At 63.3% G+C, this 19,535-nt stretch carries 18 protein-coding genes; 10 read left to right on the top strand and 8 right to left on the bottom strand.

Features of this window, described 5'->3' with window-relative positions; translation table 11 throughout:
* Positions 1 to 13 precede the first annotated feature (13 nt).
* The gene (locus ACLD1X_RS24990) at positions 14 to 1,069 is read right to left on the bottom strand and encodes a polyamine ABC transporter substrate-binding protein (RefSeq protein ID WP_429372303.1); all 1,056 of its coding nucleotides are present in this window, start codon (positions 1,067 to 1,069) and stop codon (positions 14 to 16) included.
* 197 nt (positions 1,070 to 1,266) lie between these two features.
* On the opposite strand from ACLD1X_RS24990, the gene ACLD1X_RS24995 reads away from it, so the two are divergent.
* The 4 genes from ACLD1X_RS24995 (at position 1,267) to ACLD1X_RS25010 (ending at position 5,423) form a co-directional block, all read left to right on the top strand.
* The gene (locus ACLD1X_RS24995) at positions 1,267 to 2,199 is read left to right on the top strand and encodes an FCD domain-containing protein (RefSeq protein ID WP_429372305.1); all 933 of its coding nucleotides are present in this window, start codon (positions 1,267 to 1,269) and stop codon (positions 2,197 to 2,199) included.
* 100 nt (positions 2,200 to 2,299) lie between these two features.
* Entirely contained in the window at positions 2,300 to 3,583 is a 1,284-nt protein-coding gene (locus tag ACLD1X_RS25000; RefSeq protein WP_429372307.1) for a nucleotide disphospho-sugar-binding domain-containing protein, read from the top strand.
* Between the two features lie 69 nt (positions 3,584 to 3,652).
* A complete protein-coding gene (locus ACLD1X_RS25005; RefSeq protein WP_429372309.1) occupies positions 3,653 to 5,050 on the top strand; it encodes an NAD(P)/FAD-dependent oxidoreductase in 1,398 nt (465 codons plus the stop codon).
* A gap of 13 nt (positions 5,051 to 5,063) precedes the next feature.
* Positions 5,064 to 5,423: a cupin domain-containing protein gene (locus ACLD1X_RS25010; RefSeq protein WP_429372311.1), complete on the top strand. Its 360-nt coding sequence runs from the start codon at positions 5,064 to 5,066 to the stop codon at positions 5,421 to 5,423.
* On the opposite strand, the gene ACLD1X_RS25015 is transcribed toward ACLD1X_RS25010, so the two are convergent.
* From ACLD1X_RS25015 to ACLD1X_RS25045, 7 genes are all read right to left on the bottom strand, one after another.
* Positions 5,420 to 6,487 (bottom strand): GGDEF domain-containing protein, encoded by a 1,068-nt coding sequence (locus ACLD1X_RS25015; RefSeq protein WP_429372313.1) that lies wholly within the window; start codon positions 6,485 to 6,487, stop codon positions 5,420 to 5,422. The genes ACLD1X_RS25010 and ACLD1X_RS25015 overlap by 4 nt on opposite strands.
* Positions 6,488 to 6,612: 125 nt before the next feature.
* Positions 6,613 to 8,028 carry a purine-cytosine permease family protein gene (locus ACLD1X_RS25020; protein ID WP_429372315.1) on the bottom strand — a complete coding sequence of 472 codons (1,416 nt, stop codon included), beginning with the start codon at positions 8,026 to 8,028 and terminating at the stop codon, positions 6,613 to 6,615.
* Positions 8,029 to 8,435: 407 nt separating this feature from the next.
* Positions 8,436 to 9,476, bottom strand: coding sequence for an ABC transporter substrate-binding protein (locus tag ACLD1X_RS25025; RefSeq protein WP_429372317.1), 1,041 nt, complete (start codon positions 9,474 to 9,476; stop codon positions 8,436 to 8,438).
* 35 nt (positions 9,477 to 9,511) lie between these two features.
* Positions 9,512 to 10,681 carry an acetylornithine deacetylase gene (gene argE, locus ACLD1X_RS25030; RefSeq protein WP_429372319.1) on the bottom strand — a complete coding sequence of 390 codons (1,170 nt, stop codon included), beginning with the start codon at positions 10,679 to 10,681 and terminating at the stop codon, positions 9,512 to 9,514.
* Positions 10,674 to 11,348, bottom strand: a complete 675-nt coding sequence (locus ACLD1X_RS25035; RefSeq protein ID WP_429372321.1) for a DUF1028 domain-containing protein — start codon at positions 11,346 to 11,348, stop codon at positions 10,674 to 10,676. The genes argE and ACLD1X_RS25035 overlap by 8 nt, the downstream gene beginning before the upstream one ends.
* Positions 11,349 to 11,358: 10 nt before the next feature.
* Positions 11,359 to 11,769 (bottom strand): RidA family protein, encoded by a 411-nt coding sequence (locus tag ACLD1X_RS25040; protein WP_003201555.1) that lies wholly within the window; start codon positions 11,767 to 11,769, stop codon positions 11,359 to 11,361.
* The gene (locus ACLD1X_RS25045; RefSeq protein ID WP_429372324.1) at positions 11,769 to 13,130 is read right to left on the bottom strand and encodes a flavin-containing monooxygenase; all 1,362 of its coding nucleotides are present in this window, start codon (positions 13,128 to 13,130) and stop codon (positions 11,769 to 11,771) included. The genes ACLD1X_RS25040 and ACLD1X_RS25045 overlap by 1 nt, the downstream gene beginning before the upstream one ends.
* A gap of 277 nt (positions 13,131 to 13,407) precedes the next feature.
* Between ACLD1X_RS25045 and ACLD1X_RS25050 the strand changes: the two genes are divergently transcribed.
* From ACLD1X_RS25050 to phnE, 6 genes are all read left to right on the top strand, one after another.
* Positions 13,408 to 14,784 carry a pyridoxal-phosphate dependent enzyme gene (locus ACLD1X_RS25050; protein WP_429372326.1) on the top strand — a complete coding sequence of 459 codons (1,377 nt, stop codon included), beginning with the start codon at positions 13,408 to 13,410 and terminating at the stop codon, positions 14,782 to 14,784.
* Complete coding sequence (locus ACLD1X_RS25055) at positions 14,781 to 15,959, top strand: trans-sulfuration enzyme family protein (RefSeq protein WP_429372328.1); 1,179 nt, start codon at positions 14,781 to 14,783, stop codon at positions 15,957 to 15,959. Before ACLD1X_RS25050 ends, ACLD1X_RS25055 begins: the two co-directional genes overlap by 4 nt.
* A 274-nt stretch (positions 15,960 to 16,233) precedes the next feature.
* The gene (locus ACLD1X_RS25060; RefSeq protein WP_429372330.1) at positions 16,234 to 17,085 is read left to right on the top strand and encodes a putative selenate ABC transporter substrate-binding protein; all 852 of its coding nucleotides are present in this window, start codon (positions 16,234 to 16,236) and stop codon (positions 17,083 to 17,085) included.
* On the top strand, positions 17,082 to 17,879 hold the full coding sequence (locus ACLD1X_RS25065) for a phosphonate ABC transporter ATP-binding protein (RefSeq protein WP_429372332.1): 798 nt from the start codon (positions 17,082 to 17,084) through the stop codon (positions 17,877 to 17,879). The genes ACLD1X_RS25060 and ACLD1X_RS25065 overlap by 4 nt, the downstream gene beginning before the upstream one ends.
* Complete coding sequence (locus ACLD1X_RS25070) at positions 17,873 to 18,700, top strand: PhnE/PtxC family ABC transporter permease (RefSeq protein ID WP_429372334.1); 828 nt, start codon at positions 17,873 to 17,875, stop codon at positions 18,698 to 18,700. Before ACLD1X_RS25065 ends, ACLD1X_RS25070 begins: the two co-directional genes overlap by 7 nt.
* Positions 18,697 to 19,464 (top strand): phosphonate ABC transporter, permease protein PhnE, encoded by a 768-nt coding sequence (phnE, locus tag ACLD1X_RS25075; RefSeq protein WP_429372336.1) that lies wholly within the window; start codon positions 18,697 to 18,699, stop codon positions 19,462 to 19,464. Before ACLD1X_RS25070 ends, phnE begins: the two co-directional genes overlap by 4 nt.
* The last annotated feature ends 71 nt before the right edge of the window (positions 19,465 to 19,535 follow it).

Raw genomic sequence — 19,535 nt, forward strand, 5'->3', positions numbered from 1 at the left:
GATCAATGCGGCGTCAGTTCTGCGCCGCCATGATTTCGGTGACGGCCCGGGTGTAGGCCTTTTGCGTGGTGCCGCCCAGGTCGCGCAATTGCTCCATTTTCAGCAACTCGGCGGGGGCGATGGTCAGGTTGGGGTACTGCTTGAGCAGGTCGGCGGACAACCCGGCCATTGCGGCCTGGTTGGGGACTTTGTAGAGGATGTTCTCAGCGACCCAGGCGTGGTTTTCCCTGGCGAGCATGAAGTTGACGAACTTGAAGGCCTCGTCCTGATGCTTCGAACTTTTCAGCACCACCATGGTGTCCACCCACAGGTCGGAACCCTCCTTGGGCACCACGAACTTGATCGCCGCGTTGGCTTGCGTGCCGTAGTTGCACCAGCCGTCCCAGGCGTGGGCCATCAGCGACTCACCGGAGGCCAGCTTGGAATAGAACGTGGTGTCGTCGAAGGACAGGATGCGTTTTTTGGTGGCGATCAGTTGATCGCGAACCGCCGCGATTTGCGCGGGGTCGCTGTCGTTGACCGACCAGCCCTTGGCGAGGAAACCGGCGCCGAGCATCCAGCGGTCGGTGGCGAGCATCGTCACTTTACCCTTGAGGGCATCGCTCGGGTTGAGCAGCTCGTTCCAGCTTTGCGGCGCCGGCGTCACCTTGTCGGAGCGATAGCAGATGCCGGTGGTGCCCCAGGTGTAAGGCACGGAGAACCGGTTGCCCTGGTCATATTCCAGGTGCGTGGCTTCGGGGTAGAGGTTTTTCAGGTTGGGGACTTTGACCGGATCGATGTCTGCCAGCAGCCCCTGTTTGTGCAGGACTTCGGCGAAGGGCGAGGAAACGAACACCACGTCATACCCTTCACCACCGGACGCCATCAGCTTGCCCATGATTTCTTCGTTGGTGGCGTGCAGCGCCTTGTCGACGTCCACACCGCTGGCAGCCTTGAACTTCTCCAGCGCATCCGGGGCCATGTAGCCGTCCCAGATGGAAATCACCATGTCTTTCGCACTTGCAGCCTGTGAAGCGATCGCCAGGGAAACGGCCAATCCCGCACACAGAAGATCATTCAGCTTGCTCATAAATACTCACCCGACGATTGTTTATTGTTGTGTTCGAAGGCAGTACGGCAAAACGAGAAACGATTGCTGGTGTTTTTTTTTAGAAATTAGGACCAGTATCAAAAGATGTCAACGCTTTTTTCCGGCCTGACGCTTCGCCGGCGCATGACATAAGATGAGCACCTGAGCCCGACCGCGGACACAACGAGAAAAGACGCTTGAGCACGACAGCCGAAAAAAAACCGCGCACCAATCACCTGGAACTGGCCCGCCGCATCCTCGAGCACACCCAGGAAAGCGGGCTGGTGGCCGGCGACCCGGTGGCCGAACAGGCCCTGGCCCGGACCTTCCAGGTCTCGCGCACGCTGATTCGCGGCGCGCTGAAAGTGTTGCAGGAAGAACACCTGCTGAGCCACGAAGCCGGCAAGGGTTACCGACTGCTGGCCTCGCCGGCAGGCCAGGCGTTCAACGCCGCCCTGCCCCAGGCCGAAGAAGAAGAGATTGCCGCGTCGGTGCTGCGTGATCGCATGGCCGGGCGCCTGGGCGACAGCATCAGCATCAGCGAACTGATGCGACGCTACGACATCGGCCGGCCGGCGGCACAAAAGGCCCTGCAGCAACTGAGCGAAAACCAGGCCATCGAGCGTGGTCCCGGCCAGTCCTGGCTGTTTCGCCCGTCGCTCAACAGCCTGGCCGCCCTTGAAGAGAGCCTGAAATTCCGCCTGATCCTCGAGCCCGAAGCCCTGCTCAGCCAGAGCTTCAACGCCGACCCGCAACGCCTGGCGCTGTTGCGTAGCGCCATGCAGAGCCTGCTCACCCGCCCCGTGGAAGACTTCGATATCCAGCAGTTTCGCGAACTGGACATCAGCTTCCATGAACTGTTGGCCCAGAGCTGCGGCAATCGTTTCATCAGCGACGCCCTGCTCCAGCATCAGGGCCTGCGCCGCTTGCCGAACCTGCTGCCATCGGTGAGCGTGCACCGCCTGCAGGAAGCCCTGCGCGAACACCTGCAAATCATCGCGCAGATCGAGCGCGGACAGATGGAGATCGCCGCCGACCTGCTGCGCCTGCACCTGCGCCTGAGCGCCGCGCAACGCCCGCAAACCGCCAACCGTGGCATCCCGCAAAGTCATCTGTTTGGCCGTCGTTAAACGGCTCGCAAAAACATGATGATTTTTTTTTGAAAATAAGACAGCATCAAAAACACCTTCAGGAGCGGCGGGTCTGACCCGCCATGGACAGTCCCTCGCCATGCAAAAACAAAAACTGATCGCCCTGTTTCCGGAAGCCAGTTTCGGCGCGGCCTTGAACTGCATCGGTATTGCCCAGTCGCTGCGAGAGCTGGGTGCCCGGCCGGTGTTCATCTGCCATGAACATTTCCAGGGACTGTTCGCCGAATACGGTTTCGACGAATACCCGATTCCGCAAGCGAGTCCGTTGTCGGCGGCGGAACACCAGCACTACTGGGAGCGCTTCATCGAGCGCAGCATTCCGTACTTCGACCAGACCCCGCTGGCACAGATCGACAGCTACGTGGCACCGGCCTGGGAAGCCATCATCGACACCGCGATCGAAGCGGAAAAACCCTTGCAGCAGTTGCTCAGCCGCCTCAAGCCCGACGTGATCGTGCTCGACAACGTGGTGATGTTCCCGGCCATCGCCAACGCCGGGTGCCCGTGGGTGCGGGTGGTGTCCTGCGCCGAAACCGAACTGCCGGATGCAGCCGTTCCGCCGTACCTGTCCGGCTGCCTGGCCAGCGACACGCAGGCCTGCGAGCGTTACACCGAGCAGTACCTCAAGGCTGTCGCGCCGGCCCATGAACGCTTTTCGCAATTTCTCCTGACCAACCATACGCCGCCGTGCCCTGCGGGGCAGTTCCTCACCGACTCACCGTGGCTCAATCTGCTGCTGTCACCGACGCCAGTGCGCTATGAACGCCGGCAACCGCTGGACCCGCAGCGCTACGTGTACCTCGACGGCTGCGTGCGACGGGAAGCGCCGTACATCGTGCCGGACTTTCCACGGCACAACGACGCGCCGCTGATCTACCTCAGTTTCGGCAGCCTCGGCGCCGCCGACACCGGGATGATGAAGCGCCTGATCAGCACACTCTCGACCTTGCCTTTTCGCTTCCTGGTCAACGTCGGCGCCTACCGCGACATGTACACCACCGTGCCGGACAACGTGTACCTCGACAGCTGGTTTGCCCAGCCGGCGGTGCTCAAGGAGTGCGATGTATTCATCCACCACGGCGGCAACAACAGCTTCTGCGAAGCGTTGTACTTCGGCCTGCCATCGCTGATCATTCCGTATTGCTGGGACGGCCACGACAACGCCGCCCGCGCCGAGGAAGTCGGTGTCGGCCGCTACCTGCCGCGCTTTGCCGATCCTGTCGCCGCCCTGCCCGCCGCCCTCGAACAGCTGCTGGCCGACCAGACGATGAAACAACGCCTCCAATCGTTCAGCGAGCGCATGCAGGCGACCCGCGGCACCGACATTGCCGCGCGGGCGATCCTCGCACTACCCGATCTCTAGCCATAACAACAATACCGTCGGGCAACCGAACGCAATCGTCGCTGCCCGACACACCGCCGGAGTTTCAGCATGAATGCCCCATCGCGTTTCGATGCGCTTGATCATGTCCTGCCACATCCCTTTTGGCGCGACACCGTCACGCCACCGCCCGCCGCACCTTGCGTAGCCGGAACGGTGCAGTGCGACCTGGCCGTGGTTGGCGGCGGGTTCACCGGCTTGTGGACCGCGCTGCTGGCGCGTCAGCGTCGCCCCGACCTGAGCATTGCAATCATCGAGGCGCGGCGCTGCGGGGGTGAGGCCAGTGGGCGCAACGGCGGATTCTGCGCACCGAGCATTTCCCATGGGGTGTCCAACGCACTCAGGCGCTGGCCCGATGAAGCGCAGCAGTTGATCCGCCTGGGCCGGCAGAACCTCGATGAGCTGGCCGGCGACCTGCAACGCTTCGGCATGCACGTCGAGTTCGAACGCCAAGGCAAACTCAACGTCGCCAGCCAGCCGTGGCAGGTCGACGGCTTGCGTGCAATGCAGCGCAATTACGCCCGCTTTGGGATTGATTGCGAATGGCTGCAAGGCCCTCAACTGGCACACAAACTCGACTCCCCCGCTTACGTGGCCGGCCTGTTCGAACCCAACTACGCCCTGCTAAACCCGGCCAAGATGGCTGCCGAACTGCGCCGCGTGTGCCTTGAGCAAGGAATTCAACTGTTCGAAAACAGCCCGGTCCTGCAGCTCGACGCAGGCAACGACAGCCTGCGCCTGCGCACTGCCGACGGCGAAGTCAGCGCCGGGCAAATTGCCCTCGCCACCAACATCGCGCCACCGCTGCTCGGCCATCTGGCATCGAGCGTGATCCCGGTCTATGACTACAGCCTGGTCAGCGAACCGTTGAGCGATGCGCAGTTGCAAGCCATCGGCTGGATCGGACGCTACGGCATCGCCGACGCCGGCAACCAGTTCCACTACCTGCGCAAGACCGCCGACAACCGCATTCTCTGGGCCGGCTACGACGCCATCTACCATTTCGGCGGACGTCGCGACGAAGCCCTGACCCAGCGCCCGCAAAGCTTCCGGCGTCTCGCCGAACAGTTTCAACAGACGTTCCCGGCCCTGCGCGGTGTGCGTTTCAGCCATGCCTGGGGCGGCATCATCGACACCTCCGCACGCACCACGATGTTTACCGGTTGCGAGCATCAGGGCCGCGTCGCCTATGCCTTGGGTTTCACCGGTCAAGGGGTGTCCGCCAGCCGCTTCGCCGCGTTGAACATGCTCGACCTGCTGGCCGGCGAGCGCACCGAACGAACGGAGCTGCTGATGACGTCCAGCGCACCCTTCCGCTTTCCGCCCGAACCCTTGCGTTATGTCGGCGTGAAGCTGGCCCAGCGCTCACTGGCGCGGGAGGACCGCGACGGTCGCCGCGACTGGCTGCTCAAGACCTTCGATGCCTTTGGCATCGGTTTCGATTCCTGATCCGGAGACCACCATGTCCACAGCCCTGCCCCGGCACGTCATCGACTTCGCCAGCGACCTTGCCCCCCGTGAAACTGAAATCAACGACCCGGCCGTGGTCGACGCACCTTATCGCAGCAAGAGTTGGCGGCACTTTGTCGCGCCCGGAAAAAACGCCGTGGCCGGCATCTGGGAGGCAGGACCGCACCGCGAGCGTTGTCAGTGCGATTACGATGAGCTTTGCCACATCCTGGAGGGCACGGTGCGCCTGACCGATGCCGAGGGCGTCGCGCGTACGTTCGGCCCCGGTGATTCCTTCGTGGTCGCCAGTGGATTCAATGGCACCTGGGAAAACCTCACCACGGTGCGCAAGGTCTACTTCATCCTCGGCTAACGGGCCTCGACCGCTGCCTCGGGCTGCTGACGCACCTGATTGCGCCCGTTGCGCTTGGCCTGGTACAGCGCGTCGTCGGCGCGGGTCAGCAGGCTTTCCGGGGTGTCGCCGGATTGCGCATGGGCCACGCCGAACGACGCGGTGATGGTGTCCAGCACGGTGTCGGTGCCCCGGGCCTTGACCCGCAGCGCCTGGACTTTCAGGCGCAGGCGCTCGGCAAAAGCGCCGGCAGCCGCCAGGTCCGGGCAATCCTTGAGCACCACACAGAACTCTTCACCGCCATAACGCGCGGCAAAGGCCTCGGCCGGCAGCGAATCGCGCAACACCTGGGCGACGTGCTGAAGCACGCGATCGCCCAAGGGGTGGCCGTACTGGTCATTGAATTGTTTGAAGTGGTCGATATCCAGCATCACCAGCGCCACGCCGCTCGCCGCGTCGTTCATGGCCTGTTCAAGCTTGCGGTTGAAGGTGGTGCGGTTAAGCAGTTCGGTCAGGCCGTCGAGGGTCGCCGCCAATTGGGCGCGCTCCAGTTTGTCGCGCAGGCTTTTGATTTCATGCTGGGCGGACTGCAACTGGGCGAGGAAATGCTCCTGCTGACTCTGCATGAGCTGGGTGCTCTTTTGCAGTTGGGTCAGGATGCTCGGCAAGCGCTCGCTGGCCGGCTCTTCGAGCATTTGCAGGTATTGGCCGAGGCTGGCCTGGAAGTTCTGATTGCCCTTCACGCTGCGCGAAACATCGCGCTCCATGTCATCCACCAGATTGATCGCTTCCTGTTGCCCGGAGCGAGCGTCCGCCAGCTCATCACGGATGATGTACTCGCGAAACAGTTTGGTGGCCGACTCCGGAGGAAAGTAGTCGAAATCGTTGACGACCCGGTCCAGGTGCCGATTGAGTTCCGGCTCCTGGCCTTTGCTGTAGGTGTACCAGAGCGCGTAATGCACCGGGTTGGGCGGAATGTTGTGACGAACCATCAGCGGCACTGCTTGCTTGAGCAGCGCCGCCGCCTCGCGGGAGTCTTCTGGATACAGCGCTAGAACAGTCGCACGCGTGTCTGATTGGCTCATGGATTCACTGTGGTTGTTTATCATTGGCGATTGGCAAACTCGCTGAGCATAGCCATACGCCCGACAAACGGCTATCCCGAATTACACAATCGTTTCAACCCGGCACGCCTGTTCCACAGACCCGATCAAGCATTGGTCGGCATCAGGCCGGCCCTGTTCTGGCGCCGACGATAAGCCGTGTCACGGTTGGCCAGCCAGTAGTAAAGCGGCGTGGTGACCACCAGGCCGACCAGCCACGACAGATCCGCTCCGTCGATATGCACCGCCACGGGCCCGGTGTAGATCGGCGTGTTCATGAACGGAATCTGCACCACGATGCCGATGGCGTAGGCCAGCAGCGCCTGCGGATTGAAGCGGCCATAGATGCCACCGTCGACGCGGAAGATCGAGGCGATGTCGTAGTCACCCTTGTGGATCGCATAGAAGTCGATGAGGTTGATCGCGGTCCAGGGCACCAGCACCACCAACAGCGCCAGCACCAGGTCGACGAAGTGCCCGATGAAATCCGCCGAGGCACCGATGGCCGCCACGCAGCAACCGGCCAGGATGATCAGCGACAGCACCGCCCGGCTTTGCGCGGTCGGAATCCAGCGGTGGGCGAAGGTTTGCAGCAAGGTGATCACCGAGAGCACGGCGCCATACAGGTTCAGGGCGTTATGGCTGATCACGCTGAGCAGGAACAGCACCAGCATCAACGGGCCGATGGCGCCGGTTGCAAGCTTCACGGCGTCCATGGTGTCCATGCCCACCGGCGTTGCCAGCACGGCGACGGCGCCGAACACGAACGACAGGATCGAGCCCAGCGACGAGCCGAGGTAGGTCGCCCAGAAGGTCGAGCTGACTTTCACGTCCTTGGGCAGGTAACGCGAGTAGTCGGACACGTAAGGCGCGAACGCGATCTGCCAGAGCGCCGCCAGCGACACCGTGGCCAGCCAGCCGGAGATGTTGAAACTGCCGCGGGTCAGGAAGTCATCGGTCTGCACGTGGGTCAGGATGTAGCCGAAGCCCAGCACGATGCCCAGGCCCAGCACCCAGGTGCCGATGCGGTTGAGTACGTGGATGAAGCGGTAGCCGATGATGCCGATGATCCCCGAACCGAGGCCACCGAGGACGATGCCGACCGATACCGGCACGCTCTCGACCACGCCATGCAGCGACTTGCCGGCCAGGACAATGTTGGAGGCGAAGAAACCGATGTACATCACACCGGCAATCACCACCACCAGCAACGCACCCAGCGAACCGAACTGGGCGCGACTCTGGATCATCTGCGGAATGCCCATCTGCGGGCCTTGCGCCGAGTGCAACGCCATCAGCACACCGCCGACCAGATGGCCAACGATGATGGCGACAATGCCCCAGACCAGGTTCAGGTGGAACAACTGCACGCCAAGCGCGCCGGTGACGATGGGCAACGGCGCGATATTGCCGCCGAACCACAGGGTGAACAGATCTTTGACCTTTCCGTGGCGATCCTCAGGGGGGACGTACCCGATCGTGTGTTTCTCGATGAGCGGGGCGGATGAAGCGGTGGTGGACATGACGAACTCCAAGGCAAGGATGAGTACGTGTTCGTACTTCGGTGTGCGCCAACGCAACGGCGCATTTCTTGTTGGGAGCGATCATGGACAAAGAGCGGCGGGAGGAAAATTAGTTAATTTGTGCCTTTAAACCTTAAAAAAGATTGCGCAACACTGGCAATTTATCAGCAGAAAAAACCTGCTTTCACAAAAAACAAAGCACAGCACGTCACCCCTCCCGATATCGGAGAGGAGCAACGGCAAAGCATGAACCCGAGTCATTGCACTGTGCTTTTTGTGGGAGCGGCGGTGCGGCGATCCGACTTGCTCGCGAAAGTGGTCTTTCAGCCACATTGATGTTGGATGTGCCGCCGTCTTCGCGAGCAAGCCCGCTCCCACAGGGTTTGGTGTCGTTACACGATTGTGCGTTACCGCGCAGCCCAGGCGTTGAAGCGCTGTTCAAGCTCCTCGCCATGGTCGACCCAGAACTCGGCATCCACTGCCCGCGCACCGGCCAGGTTGGCCTCGGCGGTCGGCAGTTGCTCTTGCACGTCCTTGGGCAGCAATGGCAGGGTCTGGCGATGCACCGGCCCGTAAGGGATGTTTTCCGAGAAGACTTTTTGCGTCTGCGGCTGGCTGGCAAATGCAATGAAGTTCTCGGCCAGTGCCTTGTTCGGCGTGCCTTTGACCACCGCCCAGTATTCCGGGTCGTACAGGCTCTGCGGCCAGACGATGCTCAGTTTCATGCCCTCCTTCTGCGCCGAGGCAATCCGGCCGTTGTAGGCCGCGCTCATCACCACGTCGCCGGCCACCAGCCATTGTGCCGGTTGTGCGCCCGCCTCCCACCACTGGATGTTCGGCTTGATCTGGTCGAGCTTGGCAAAGGCCCGCGTCACGCCTTGCGGAGTGCTCAAGACCTTGTACACCTCGTCGGCCTTGACACCGTCGGCGAGCAAGGCGATTTCCAGGGTGTACTTGGCGCTCTTGCGCAGGCCACGCTTGCCCGGGAAGTCGGCGACATTCCAGAAATCCGCCCAGGATTGCGGCGCCTTGGCCTGCTTGCTCTGGTCATAGGCCATGACCATCGACCAGACATAAGTGGCCACCCCGCATTCGGTCAGCGCACCCGGCACGAAGTTCGCCGAATCACCGAAGCGTCCGGCATCGAGCTTCTCGAACAGACCCTCCTCGCAGCCGCGCAGCAACTCGGGGCTTTCGACTTCCACCACGTCCCAACTGGTGTGACCGGCCGAGACCATGGCCTTGATCTTCGACAGCTCGCCGTTGTACTCCCCGGCGATGATGTTGCCCGCGCCGCTGGCATTGAAGGGCTGGAAATAGGCCTTATCCTGGGCCTGTTTGGTGGCGCCACCGAAGGAAATCACGGTGAGGTCCTGAGGGGCCGCCCACACACTGGCACTCAACAACGCCAGGGCAAACGGAACACTGCAACGCAAGGATCTGGACATGGATCGCTTCCTCGGGCCTTGTCAGCCCTTTGTTGTTATGGGTGTTCGGATTCACTCAAGTAAGCCGCCAGGCGATCCATCAGGCGGTCACAGGCCGCCATCTGTTCGACGCTGACAAATTCATCGGGTTTGTGCCCCTGATCCATGCTGCCCGGGCCGCAAACCACCGACGGTATGCCGGCCTGATCGAACAGCCCGCCTTCAGTGCCAAAGGCCACGGTGCTGAAATCATCGCTGCCGCACAGTTGGGCAATCAGCTGCGCCGCCGCGCTGTCGGCGGGCGTCGCCAGGCCGGGGTAGGCCGAGATTTTTTCAAAGCGGATAGCGGTATCGGTGTCCACGGCCTGCATGGCCGGCAGCAGCGTCTGCTCGGCGTAGTCCTGCAGCTCATCGACGACCACTTGCGGGGCGAAGTCCGGCAAGGCGCGTATTTCGAAATCGAAACGGCAGTCCGCTGGAACGATGTTCAGCGCCGTACCGCCCTGGATCACCCCGACCTGCACGGTCGAGAACGCCGGGTCGAAGCGTTTGTCGTGCAATTGCGGACGGGCCAGCGTGGTGCCGATGTCTCCCAGCCGACCGATCAGGCGCGCGGCCTGCTCGATGGCGTTGACCCCATACGGCGCATAAGCCGAATGACAGGCTGCACCGCGCACGTGGCAACGCATCGCCAGCTTGCCCTTGTGGCCGAGCACCGGCTTGAGCTCGGTCGGCTCACCGATCAGGCACAACGCCGGTGCCGGGATGCGCTGGGGCAGCACTTCCAGCAACCCGCGCACGCCAAGGCAACCGACCTCCTCGTCATAGGAAAAAGCCAGGTGCACCGGACGCTTCAACGGGCTTTGCAGAAACATCGGCACGGCCGCCAGCACAGAAGCCAGATAGCCCTTCATGTCCGCGGTGCCGCGTCCGTAAAGCTTGCCGTGCGCCTCGCTCAGGCAGAACGGCTCGACCGTCCAGGCCTGACCGTCCACCGACACCACATCGGTATGTCCGGACAGCACGATGCCGCCGGCCACGCGCGGGCCGACCGTGGCCAACAGGTTGGCCTTGGTCCGCTCGGCGTTGTAGATCAGTTCGCAATCCACGCCCAGTTCGTGCAGGTAGTCACGCACGAACTCGATCAGCGCCAGGTTCGAATCGCGGCTGACCGTGGCGAACCCGATCAAGCGCGCGAGCATGGCGCGGCTGCGCAACTCACTCATCGCCGGGCACTCCATAGCTCGGAGCCACGGTCGGATTGAGCGCACGGGTCAGGTAGTCCTGCAATTGCGGCTCGTAGGCAGCCCACAGTTTGCCCAGCTCGCCGATCGGGTTTTCATCGGCCCAATCCACCCGCAGGTCGACAATCGGCCAGGTCAGGTCACCGACCACCGACAACGCCGCCGAGTGCACCGCGCCGGCTTCGCCCCCCGCATCCTGCCCGGCCTGCAAGGCGTTCATCAGGCGGGTGGCGAGGCAGCCTTCGCTGTTTTCGAACGCCGCGACCATCGCCTCGATCACCCCGCTGTTGGCCAGCAGGTTGCCAGCCGCCGCGCATTGGTCGCCGGCCAGGGCGTTGTTGATGCCCAGCGCATGGTTGCCGCTGAACACCGCCGTGCGTCCCTGGGCATCGACCACCGCCACCTGGCGGTACTGGCTGTAGCCATTGCGGGTCAATGAGTGGTCCAGTGCCTGGGGCGGCGCCGAGCCGTTGGCCAGTTCATCGAGGATCTGCGGGCCGAGGGCCGGCAGCGTGATGTTCTGGCTCGACACCGCGCCGACACCGGCCCGCAGCCAGGGGCAACGCGCGCCGACGGCAATGCTCGAAGAGCTGATGGCAATGCCCAGCTGGCCGGTCTCGGCGCAGCGACCAACGATGGAAAAGGTCATGGCGAATTCCTTATTCAGGGATGACAGCGATCACATCGATTTCCATCAGCCACTGCGGCTGGCCGAGGGCGCTGACCACCAGGCCCGTGGAAATCGGGAACACACCCTTGAGCCACTTGCCGACTTCCTGGTACACCGGCTCGCGATAGCGCGGGTCGATCAGGTAAGTGGTGGTCTTGACGATGTGGCTCAGGTCGCTGCCGGCCTCTTCGAGCAGTTGCTTGACGTTGCGCATGGCCTGTTCGGCCTGGGCACGCGGATCACCGAGGCCCACCAGTTGGCCGTTGAAGTCGGTGCCGACCTGGCCACGGACATACACGGTGTTGCCGGCGCGCACGGCCTGGCACAGGTCGTTGTCGAGCGTCTGGTTCGGGTAGGTGTCTTTGGTGTTGAACATGCGGATGCGGGTATGAGTAGGCATTAACGAACTCCCATGAGGCTGGTTTTCTGAAGAGGTGCGCGGGCGGCGTCGGCTTGACGCTGGGTCGCATCCCGATAGTTGAAATAGGTGTGCTGCTTAACGATGTGATCGGCGATGTGCTTGGCGTCGTGCCAAACGCCCCAGATGAACGCGGAGCCACGACGGGACTGCCAAGGCAAACCGACGAAATACACGCCTGGCTCGGCCGACACCCCGCGCTGGTGCTGTGGCTTGCCGTTTTCCTTGAAGGCATCGACCTTCAGCCAGCTGTAATCGGTGGAGTAACCGGTGGCCCAGATGATCGTGGTCACGCCGGCCTTGAGCAGATCCAGTTCCAGCACCGGATTGGTCACACAGTCCGGATCGGCGAGCATGGCGCGGGCTTCGGGTTCCAGCGGCAGGTCCAGGCCGTTGCGTTCGATATAGGCGTCGGCCTTGTCGAGCAGCGCGAGGTAGTTTTCATCACCGCGCCGGATGTTGTCGGCGAGGTTGTTTTCGAAGCTCACAACCGCGCCGTTGAACGCCTGGGTCAGGCCGACCAGGGTCATGCCCTGATGGGCCAGCCGGCGGAAGTCCACGGTGTGGCCGCCACGGGCACCGCTCACGGCGATGGTCACGTGCTCCTTGCCCGGCTGCATGGCCTCGGCATCCCACTCGCCAAGCACCCCCAGCCACCAGCAGAAATCACGGTTGCGGTAGGCGCGCGGCGGACGATCGTGGGCACCGACCGACAGGTAGACCTGTTTGCCGGAGCGTTGCAGCTCATCGGCAATCTGCACGCCCGACGAACCGGCGCCTACCACCAACACTGCGCCTTCGGCCAGTTGCTGCGGGTTGTAGTATTGGGCGGAGTGAATCTGGCTGATACCAGCGATTTCAGGAGCAATTGGCGGAATGGCCGGACGCTGGAACGGGCCGGTGGCGACCACCACGTGGCGGGCCTCGATCACGCCATCGGAGGTTTCAACGGTGAAACCCGGACGATCGGCATTGCGCTCTACTTTCTTCACCTCAACGCCGGTGCGGATCGGTGCGTTGAACTTGCGGGCGTAGGCTTCGAAGTACTGAGCCACCTGCTCTTTGCCGGCGAAGGCATCCGGGTCCAGGCCGTCGAATTCCAGGCCCGGGAAGCGGTCGTGCCAGGCAGGACCGTTGGCCACCAGCGAATCCCAGCGGCCGGTGCGCCAGGCTTCGGCGATACGGTTGCGCTCCAGTACGAGGTGGGGCACACCGAGTTTGCTCAGGTGTTCACTCATGGCCACGCCGGCCTGGCCGGCGCCAACAACAAGCGTATCAATTACGGTTTTATCAACTGTCATGGCTGTGCACTTCTGAAAGGTGGTTTGATTCAGGTCGGTCATGGCTGCCGCCTCGATTCTGATCACTGTTGTTGTTCTGCTGCGGCTATCGGTGTCAGGGTGTTGGCCGCATTCTGTTCGGAGCCGGGAAATAGCGAAATTATGTTTTTTGTGGTCGCTGGCGAGGAAAAAGCGTCGAGGCAACCGGCTGGCCGCATGAGGTTGCGGCAGGCCCGATCCCGGCCTATGGTCCTAGCGATGCAATGCCTGCGATCGAGGCCTGATGGCACATCGCAGACCACTGTCCACCCAGTGCGTATTTGCGCAAGGAAGTGACGACATGCCAGACAACTCCCGCCCTGCCGTGCTCGAACTGATCGGCAATACCCCTCTGGTACGGGTCAGCCGGTTCGATACCGGCCCGTGCACGCTGTTTCTCAAACTCGAATCGCAGAACCCCGGCGGTTCGATCAAGGACCGCATCGGCCTGGCGATGATCGACGCCGCCGAACGCGATGGCCGCCTGCGCCCCGGTGGCACCATTGTCGAAGCCACCGCCGGCAACACCGGCCTTGGCCTGGCCCTGGTCGGCCGCGCCAAGGGTTACCGGGTGGTGCTGGTGGTACCGGACAAGATGTCCACCGAGAAGGTCCTGCACCTCAAGGCCATGGGCGCCGAGGTGCACATCACCCGCTCCGATGTCGGCAAGGGCCATCCCGAGTACTACCAGGATGTCGCTGCGCGGCTGGCTGCGGAAATTCCCGATGCGTTCTTCGCCGACCAGTTCAACAACCCGGCCAACCCGCTGGCCCACGAATACAGCACCGCCCCGGAGATCTGGGCACAGACCCAGCATGATCTGGACGCCATCGTCGTCGGCGTCGGTTCCGCCGGGACCCTGACCGGGCTGACGCGCTTTTTCCAACGTGTGCAGCCGGAGCTGGAAATGGTCCTGGCCGACCCGGTCGGTTCGGTGATGGCCGAGTACAGCCGCAGCGGCACCCTGCCCACCCCCGGTTCGTGGGCCGTGGAAGGCATAGGCGAGGACTTCATTCCGTCGATTGCCGACCTGTCCAGCGTGCGCCACGCCTACTCGATCAGCGATGAAGAAAGCTTCGACCACGCCCGCCAGTTGCTGCGCGCCGAAGGCATCCTCGGCGGTTCCTCGACCGGCACCCTGCTGGCCGCCGCACTGCGTTACTGCCGCGAGCAGACCACGCCGAAACGGGTGGTGAGCTTCGTCTGCGACACCGGTACGCGCTACCTGTCGAAGATCTACAACGACCAGTGGATGAACGATCAGGGCCTGCTGCAACGCAAGCAATACGGTGACCTGCGCGACCTGATCGCGCGGCGTTTCGAGGATGGCCGGGTGATCAGCGTCGGCCCCGACGACACCCTGCTCACGGCCTTCCAGCGCATGCGCCTGGCGGATGTGTCGCAACTGCCGGTGCTGGTGAACGGCAAGCAACTGGTCGGCGTGATCGACGAGTCCGATATCCTGCTGGGGGTGCATGAAGACGTTGCGCACTTCCGTAAAGCCGTGGCCAGCGCCATGACCGACAAGCTGCAAACCCTGTCCCCCGACGCCACGCTGGCCGATCTGGAGGCAGAGCTGGGTCGTGGGCTGGTGGCAATCATTCAGGACGCCTCGGGTTTCCACGGCCTGATTACCCGAACCGACATGCTCAACCACCTGCGGAGATCCCTGCCATGAGTCAACACGACAAAAATGCCCCGCCACAGGGCTTCGCCACCCGCGTGATCCATGCCGGGCAAACGCCGGACCCGTCGACCGGGGCGTTGATGCCGCCGATCTATGCCAACTCCACCTACCTGCAGCAGAGCCCCGGGGTGCACAAAGGCCTCGACTACGGGCGTTCGCACAACCCGACGCGCTGGGCGCTGGAACGCTGCGTGGCCGACCTCGAAGGCGGCACCCGGGCCTTTGCGTTCGCCTCGGGCCTGGCGACCATTTCCACGGTGCTGGAACTGCTCGACGCCGGCTCGCACATCGTCTCCGGCAACGACCTTTACGGCGGCACCTTCCGCCTGTTCGACAAGGTGCGCCAGCGCAGCGCCGGGCACCGCTTCAGCTTCGTCGACCTGACCGACCTGGCGGCGTTCGAGGCGTCCCTGCAGGACGACACCCGCATGGTCATGGTCGAGACCCCGAGCAATCCGCTTTTGCGCCTCACCGACCTTGCCGCCATCGCCCGCACCTGCCGCGCACGCGGCATCATCTGCGTGGCCGACAACACCTTCGCCAGCCCGTGGATCCAGCGCCCGCTGGAACTGGGTTTCGACATCGTGCTGCACTCGACCACCAAATACCTCAACGGCCACTCCGACGTGATCGGCGGCATCGCCGTGGTCGGGCAGAACGCCGAGCTGGCCGAACGCCTGGGCTTCCTGCAAAACGCCGTCGGCGCCATCGCCGGCCCGTTCGATGCGTTCCTCACCCTGCGTGGCGTGAAGACCCTGGCATTGCGCATGGAACGTCATTGCAGTAATGCCCTGGACCTGGCGCAGTGGCTGGAACGCCAACCGCAAGTGTCGCGGGTTTACTACCCCGGCCTGCCGTCACACCCGCAGCACGAACTGGCGCAACGGCAAATGCGCGGTTTCGGCGGGATGATTTCCCTGGACCTCAACAGCGACCTGGCCGGCGCCAAACGCTTCCTCGAGAACGTGAAGATCTTCGCATTGGCCGAGAGCCTGGGCGGCGTGGAAAGCCTGATCGAACACCCGGCGATCATGACCCACGCCACCATCCCCGCCGACACCCGCGCAGAACTGGGGATTGGCGACGGGTTGGTGCGGTTGTCGGTGGGGGTTGAGGATGTAGAGGATTTGCGTGCCGATCTGGCGCAGGCGTTGGCGAGGATGTAAATCACCTGAATGGCGGGACGCCGCAAACCCTGTGGGAGCGGGCTTGCTCGCGAAAGCGGTGGATCAGTCGGCAATGACGCTGCCTGACACACCGCTTTCGCGAGCAAGCCCGCTCCCACAGGTCTTTTCAGCCTCAAGCCCTGTTGCAGGCTGGTCAAGCAAGCAAGAGTCCCTATAATCGCGACGTTTTCGTCTACCCTCACGAAGCGTCGTGCAGCAATCAGCTTGTGCGGGGCGCATCGACATTTTTCCGCTATTGAACCGGAGAACTTCCATGCTCAAACGTACCCTGGCACTGGCCGTCGGCCTGACCCTATCCTTTTCCGCCCTGCTGGCACAGGCTGCCGACACCCTCAAGGTCAGCGCCATTCCTGACGAAGCCCCGACCGAACTGCTGCGAAAGTTCACGCCACTGGGTGCTTATCTCGAGCAACAACTGGGCATGAAAGTCGAGTTCGTGCCGGTTTCCGACTACCCGGCGGTGGTCGAGGCACTGGCCACCGACCGCATCGACATGGCCTGGCTGGGTGGCTTCACGTTCGTGCAGGCGCGACTGAAAACCGGCAATGCCATTCCCTTGGTACAACGTGAGCAGGATGCCCAGTTCACCAGCAAATTCATCACCGCCGACCCGGCCGTCAAGTCGCTGGCCGACCTCAAGGGCAAGTCGTTTGCCTTCGGCTCGGTGTCTTCCACTTCCGGTAGCTTGATGCCGCGTTATTTCATGCTCAAGGACGGCATCAAGCCGGAAACCTACTTCAGCCGTGTCGGCTACTCCGGCGCCCACGACGCCACGGTCGCCTGGGTTCAGGCCGGCAAGGTGGACGCCGGCGTACTCAATGCCAGCGTCTGGGAAAAACTGGTCAAGGCCGGCAAGGTCGACACCGACAAGGTCAAGGTCTTCGCCACCACACCGGCCTATTTCGATTACAACTGGACCGTGCGCGGCACCCTCGATCCGGCCCTCGCCAACAAGATCAAGGTAGCCTTGCTCGCGCTCGACCCGGCCAACCCGGAGCAAAAAACCATTCTGGACCTGCAGGCCGCCAGCCGCTTCATCGAAACCAAGCCTGAGAACTACAAGGGCATCGAGGAAGCCGCGCGCGCTGCCGACCTGCTGAAATGACACTGCATCTGAACCGGGTCAGCCTCACCCACGGCAATGGCGTGCGTGCGCTGCATGAGGTCGACCTGCACATCGCTGCAGGCGAGCAGGTCGCCATCATCGGGCCGTCCGGTGCCGGCAAGTCGAGCCTGCTCAACCTGCTGGCGACCGCCCTGCGCCCCGGCAGCGGCACGGTCGAAGTGCTCGGCGAGCACGCCTGGCAGCTCGGCGCCCGCCAGCGCCAGCGCTTGCGCGCACGCATCGGCCTGGTCCATCAGGCGCCGCCACTGCCACCGCGGCAACGGGTGGTCACGGCGGTGCTGGCCGGAAAGCTCGGGCAATGGGGGTTCGCCAAAAGCCTGTTGAGCCTGCTGCATCCGGTGGATGTTCCGGGCGCGCGGGCGGCACTGCTCAAGCTGGACCTCAGTGACAAGCTGTTCGCCCAGTGCCAGCAATTGTCCGGCGGCCAACTGCAGCGTGTGGGCATTGCCCGCGTGCTGTACCAGGCCCCCGAAGTGCTGCTGGCCGATGAGCCGGTGTCGGCGATGGACCCGGTACTGGCCGGGCATACCCTGTCGATCCTCTGCCGCCATGCCCGGGAGCACCAGGTGACCCTGGTCGCCAGCCTGCATGCCGTGGAACTGGCCCTGACGCACTTCTCGCGCATCATCGGCCTGCGCGATGGCCAGGTCCTGTTCGACCTGCCCGCCAGCGACGTCGACCACGCGCTGCTCGACAAGCTCTACGCCAACGAGCAACTGCAATCGCCGCCCGTCCCGGTGGTGCCCTTGAGTGTGCAGATTCCCCGATGCTGACACGTGAAATGCGGGACCCGGCCACCCTGCCCCGGCTGTTGCTCAGTCTGTTGGCGCTTGCCCTGCTGTGGCCTGGCATCCACTTCAGCGAACTGGACCTGGGTGTGCTGCTCAAGGCCGACAGCCAGAGTGAGATGGGCCGTTTTGTTTCAGCCTTCTGGCCACCCGCCCATGGCGAAGAATTCCTCCAGTTGCTGTGGCAAGCCACGCTGCAGACACTGGCCATCGCCACGGCCGGCATGGCCCTGGCCTTGCTGCTGGCCGTGCCCGCCAGCCTGCTGGCCAGCCGGGCGCTGTCGCTGTCGGCCGCCTCGCGCAGCGGTCGCCCGAGCACCCTGGGCCGGCTGTTGCGCTGGCCGGTGCGCGGGCTGCTGATCTTCCTGCGCAGCGTGCCGGAAATCGTCTGGGCCTTGCTGTTCGTGCGCGCCGTCGGCCTTGGCCCGACAGCCGGGGTGCTGGCCATTGCCATCACCTACAGCGGCATGCTGGGCAAGGTCTACGCGGAGATCTTCGAGTCGGTCGACCAGCGCCCCGTCCACTCATTGCTGCAAGCCGGCAGTGGCCGGTTGACGGCCTTCTGCTACGGCATCCTGCCCAATGTCGGCGCGGAATTACTGTCGTACACGGTGTATCGCTGGGAATGCGCGATCCGCGCCTCCGTGGTGATGGGGTTCGTCGGCGCCGGCGGGCTGGGCCAGCAGATCGACTTATCGTTGCGCATGTTCGCCGGCGGTGAAGTGGCGAGCATGTTGCTGACCTTTCTCCTGTTGGTGCTGTTCGCCGACCAGATCAGCCGCCTGTTGCGCTGGAGGTTCGCATGAATCGCCTGATCAACCTGCTGCTGATCCTCGGCATCGGCGCGGCAGTCGTCGCCTCGTTTAGCTATCTGGGCATCGATCTCGGCGAGCTGACCGGCAGCGGCAACCTGAAGCAGATGGGCGCCTACGTGCTGCGCTTTCTCAGCCCGGACCTGAGCGCCGGCCATCTGCAAGCCATCGGCCGTGGCGCCGTGGAAACCATGGCCATGTCAGCCCTCGGCACCCTGCTCGCCGCCGTGTTCGGCATGCTCCTGGCACTGCCGGCGGCCGGGCGCTTCGGTTGGCCGTTGCAGAGCGCATCGCGCCTAGTGCTCAACGCCCTTCGCGCCATCCCCGAACTGGTGTGGGCCGCGCTGATGGTGCTGGCCGCCGGACTCGGCCCGAACGCCGGTACCCTGGCACTGGCCATGCACACCACCGGCGTACTCGGCCGCCTGTTCGCCGAAGCCCTGGAAAACACCCCAGCGGAACCGGCCGAAGCCATCCGCCTGCAAGGCGGCAACGTCGTCTGGGCCTTCTGTTACGGCACCCTGCCCAACCTGTTTCCACAGCTGCTGGCGTACATCCTGTACCGCTGGGAAAACAACATCCGCATGGCCAGCGTGCTCGGTTTTGTCGGTGCCGGCGGTTTGGGGCAGATGCTGTATGTCAGCCTCAGTCTGTTCCAGGAGGCGCAGGCCAGTACGGTGATTTTGGCGATGTTGGTGCTGGTGTTTGCGGTTGATGGGTTGAGTAGTTGGAGTCGGCAGCGTTGGGTTAAGGCGTGATGGGGGGTTGGATGGATTTGCTTAGCTGATTGCATTCGGGCTGAGCAGGCATTTGTATGGGGTTGATTGCC

The sequence above is a fragment of the Pseudomonas sp. 18173 genome (assembly GCF_050432945.1).
Taxonomy (GTDB): Bacteria; Pseudomonadota; Gammaproteobacteria; order Pseudomonadales; family Pseudomonadaceae; genus Aquipseudomonas.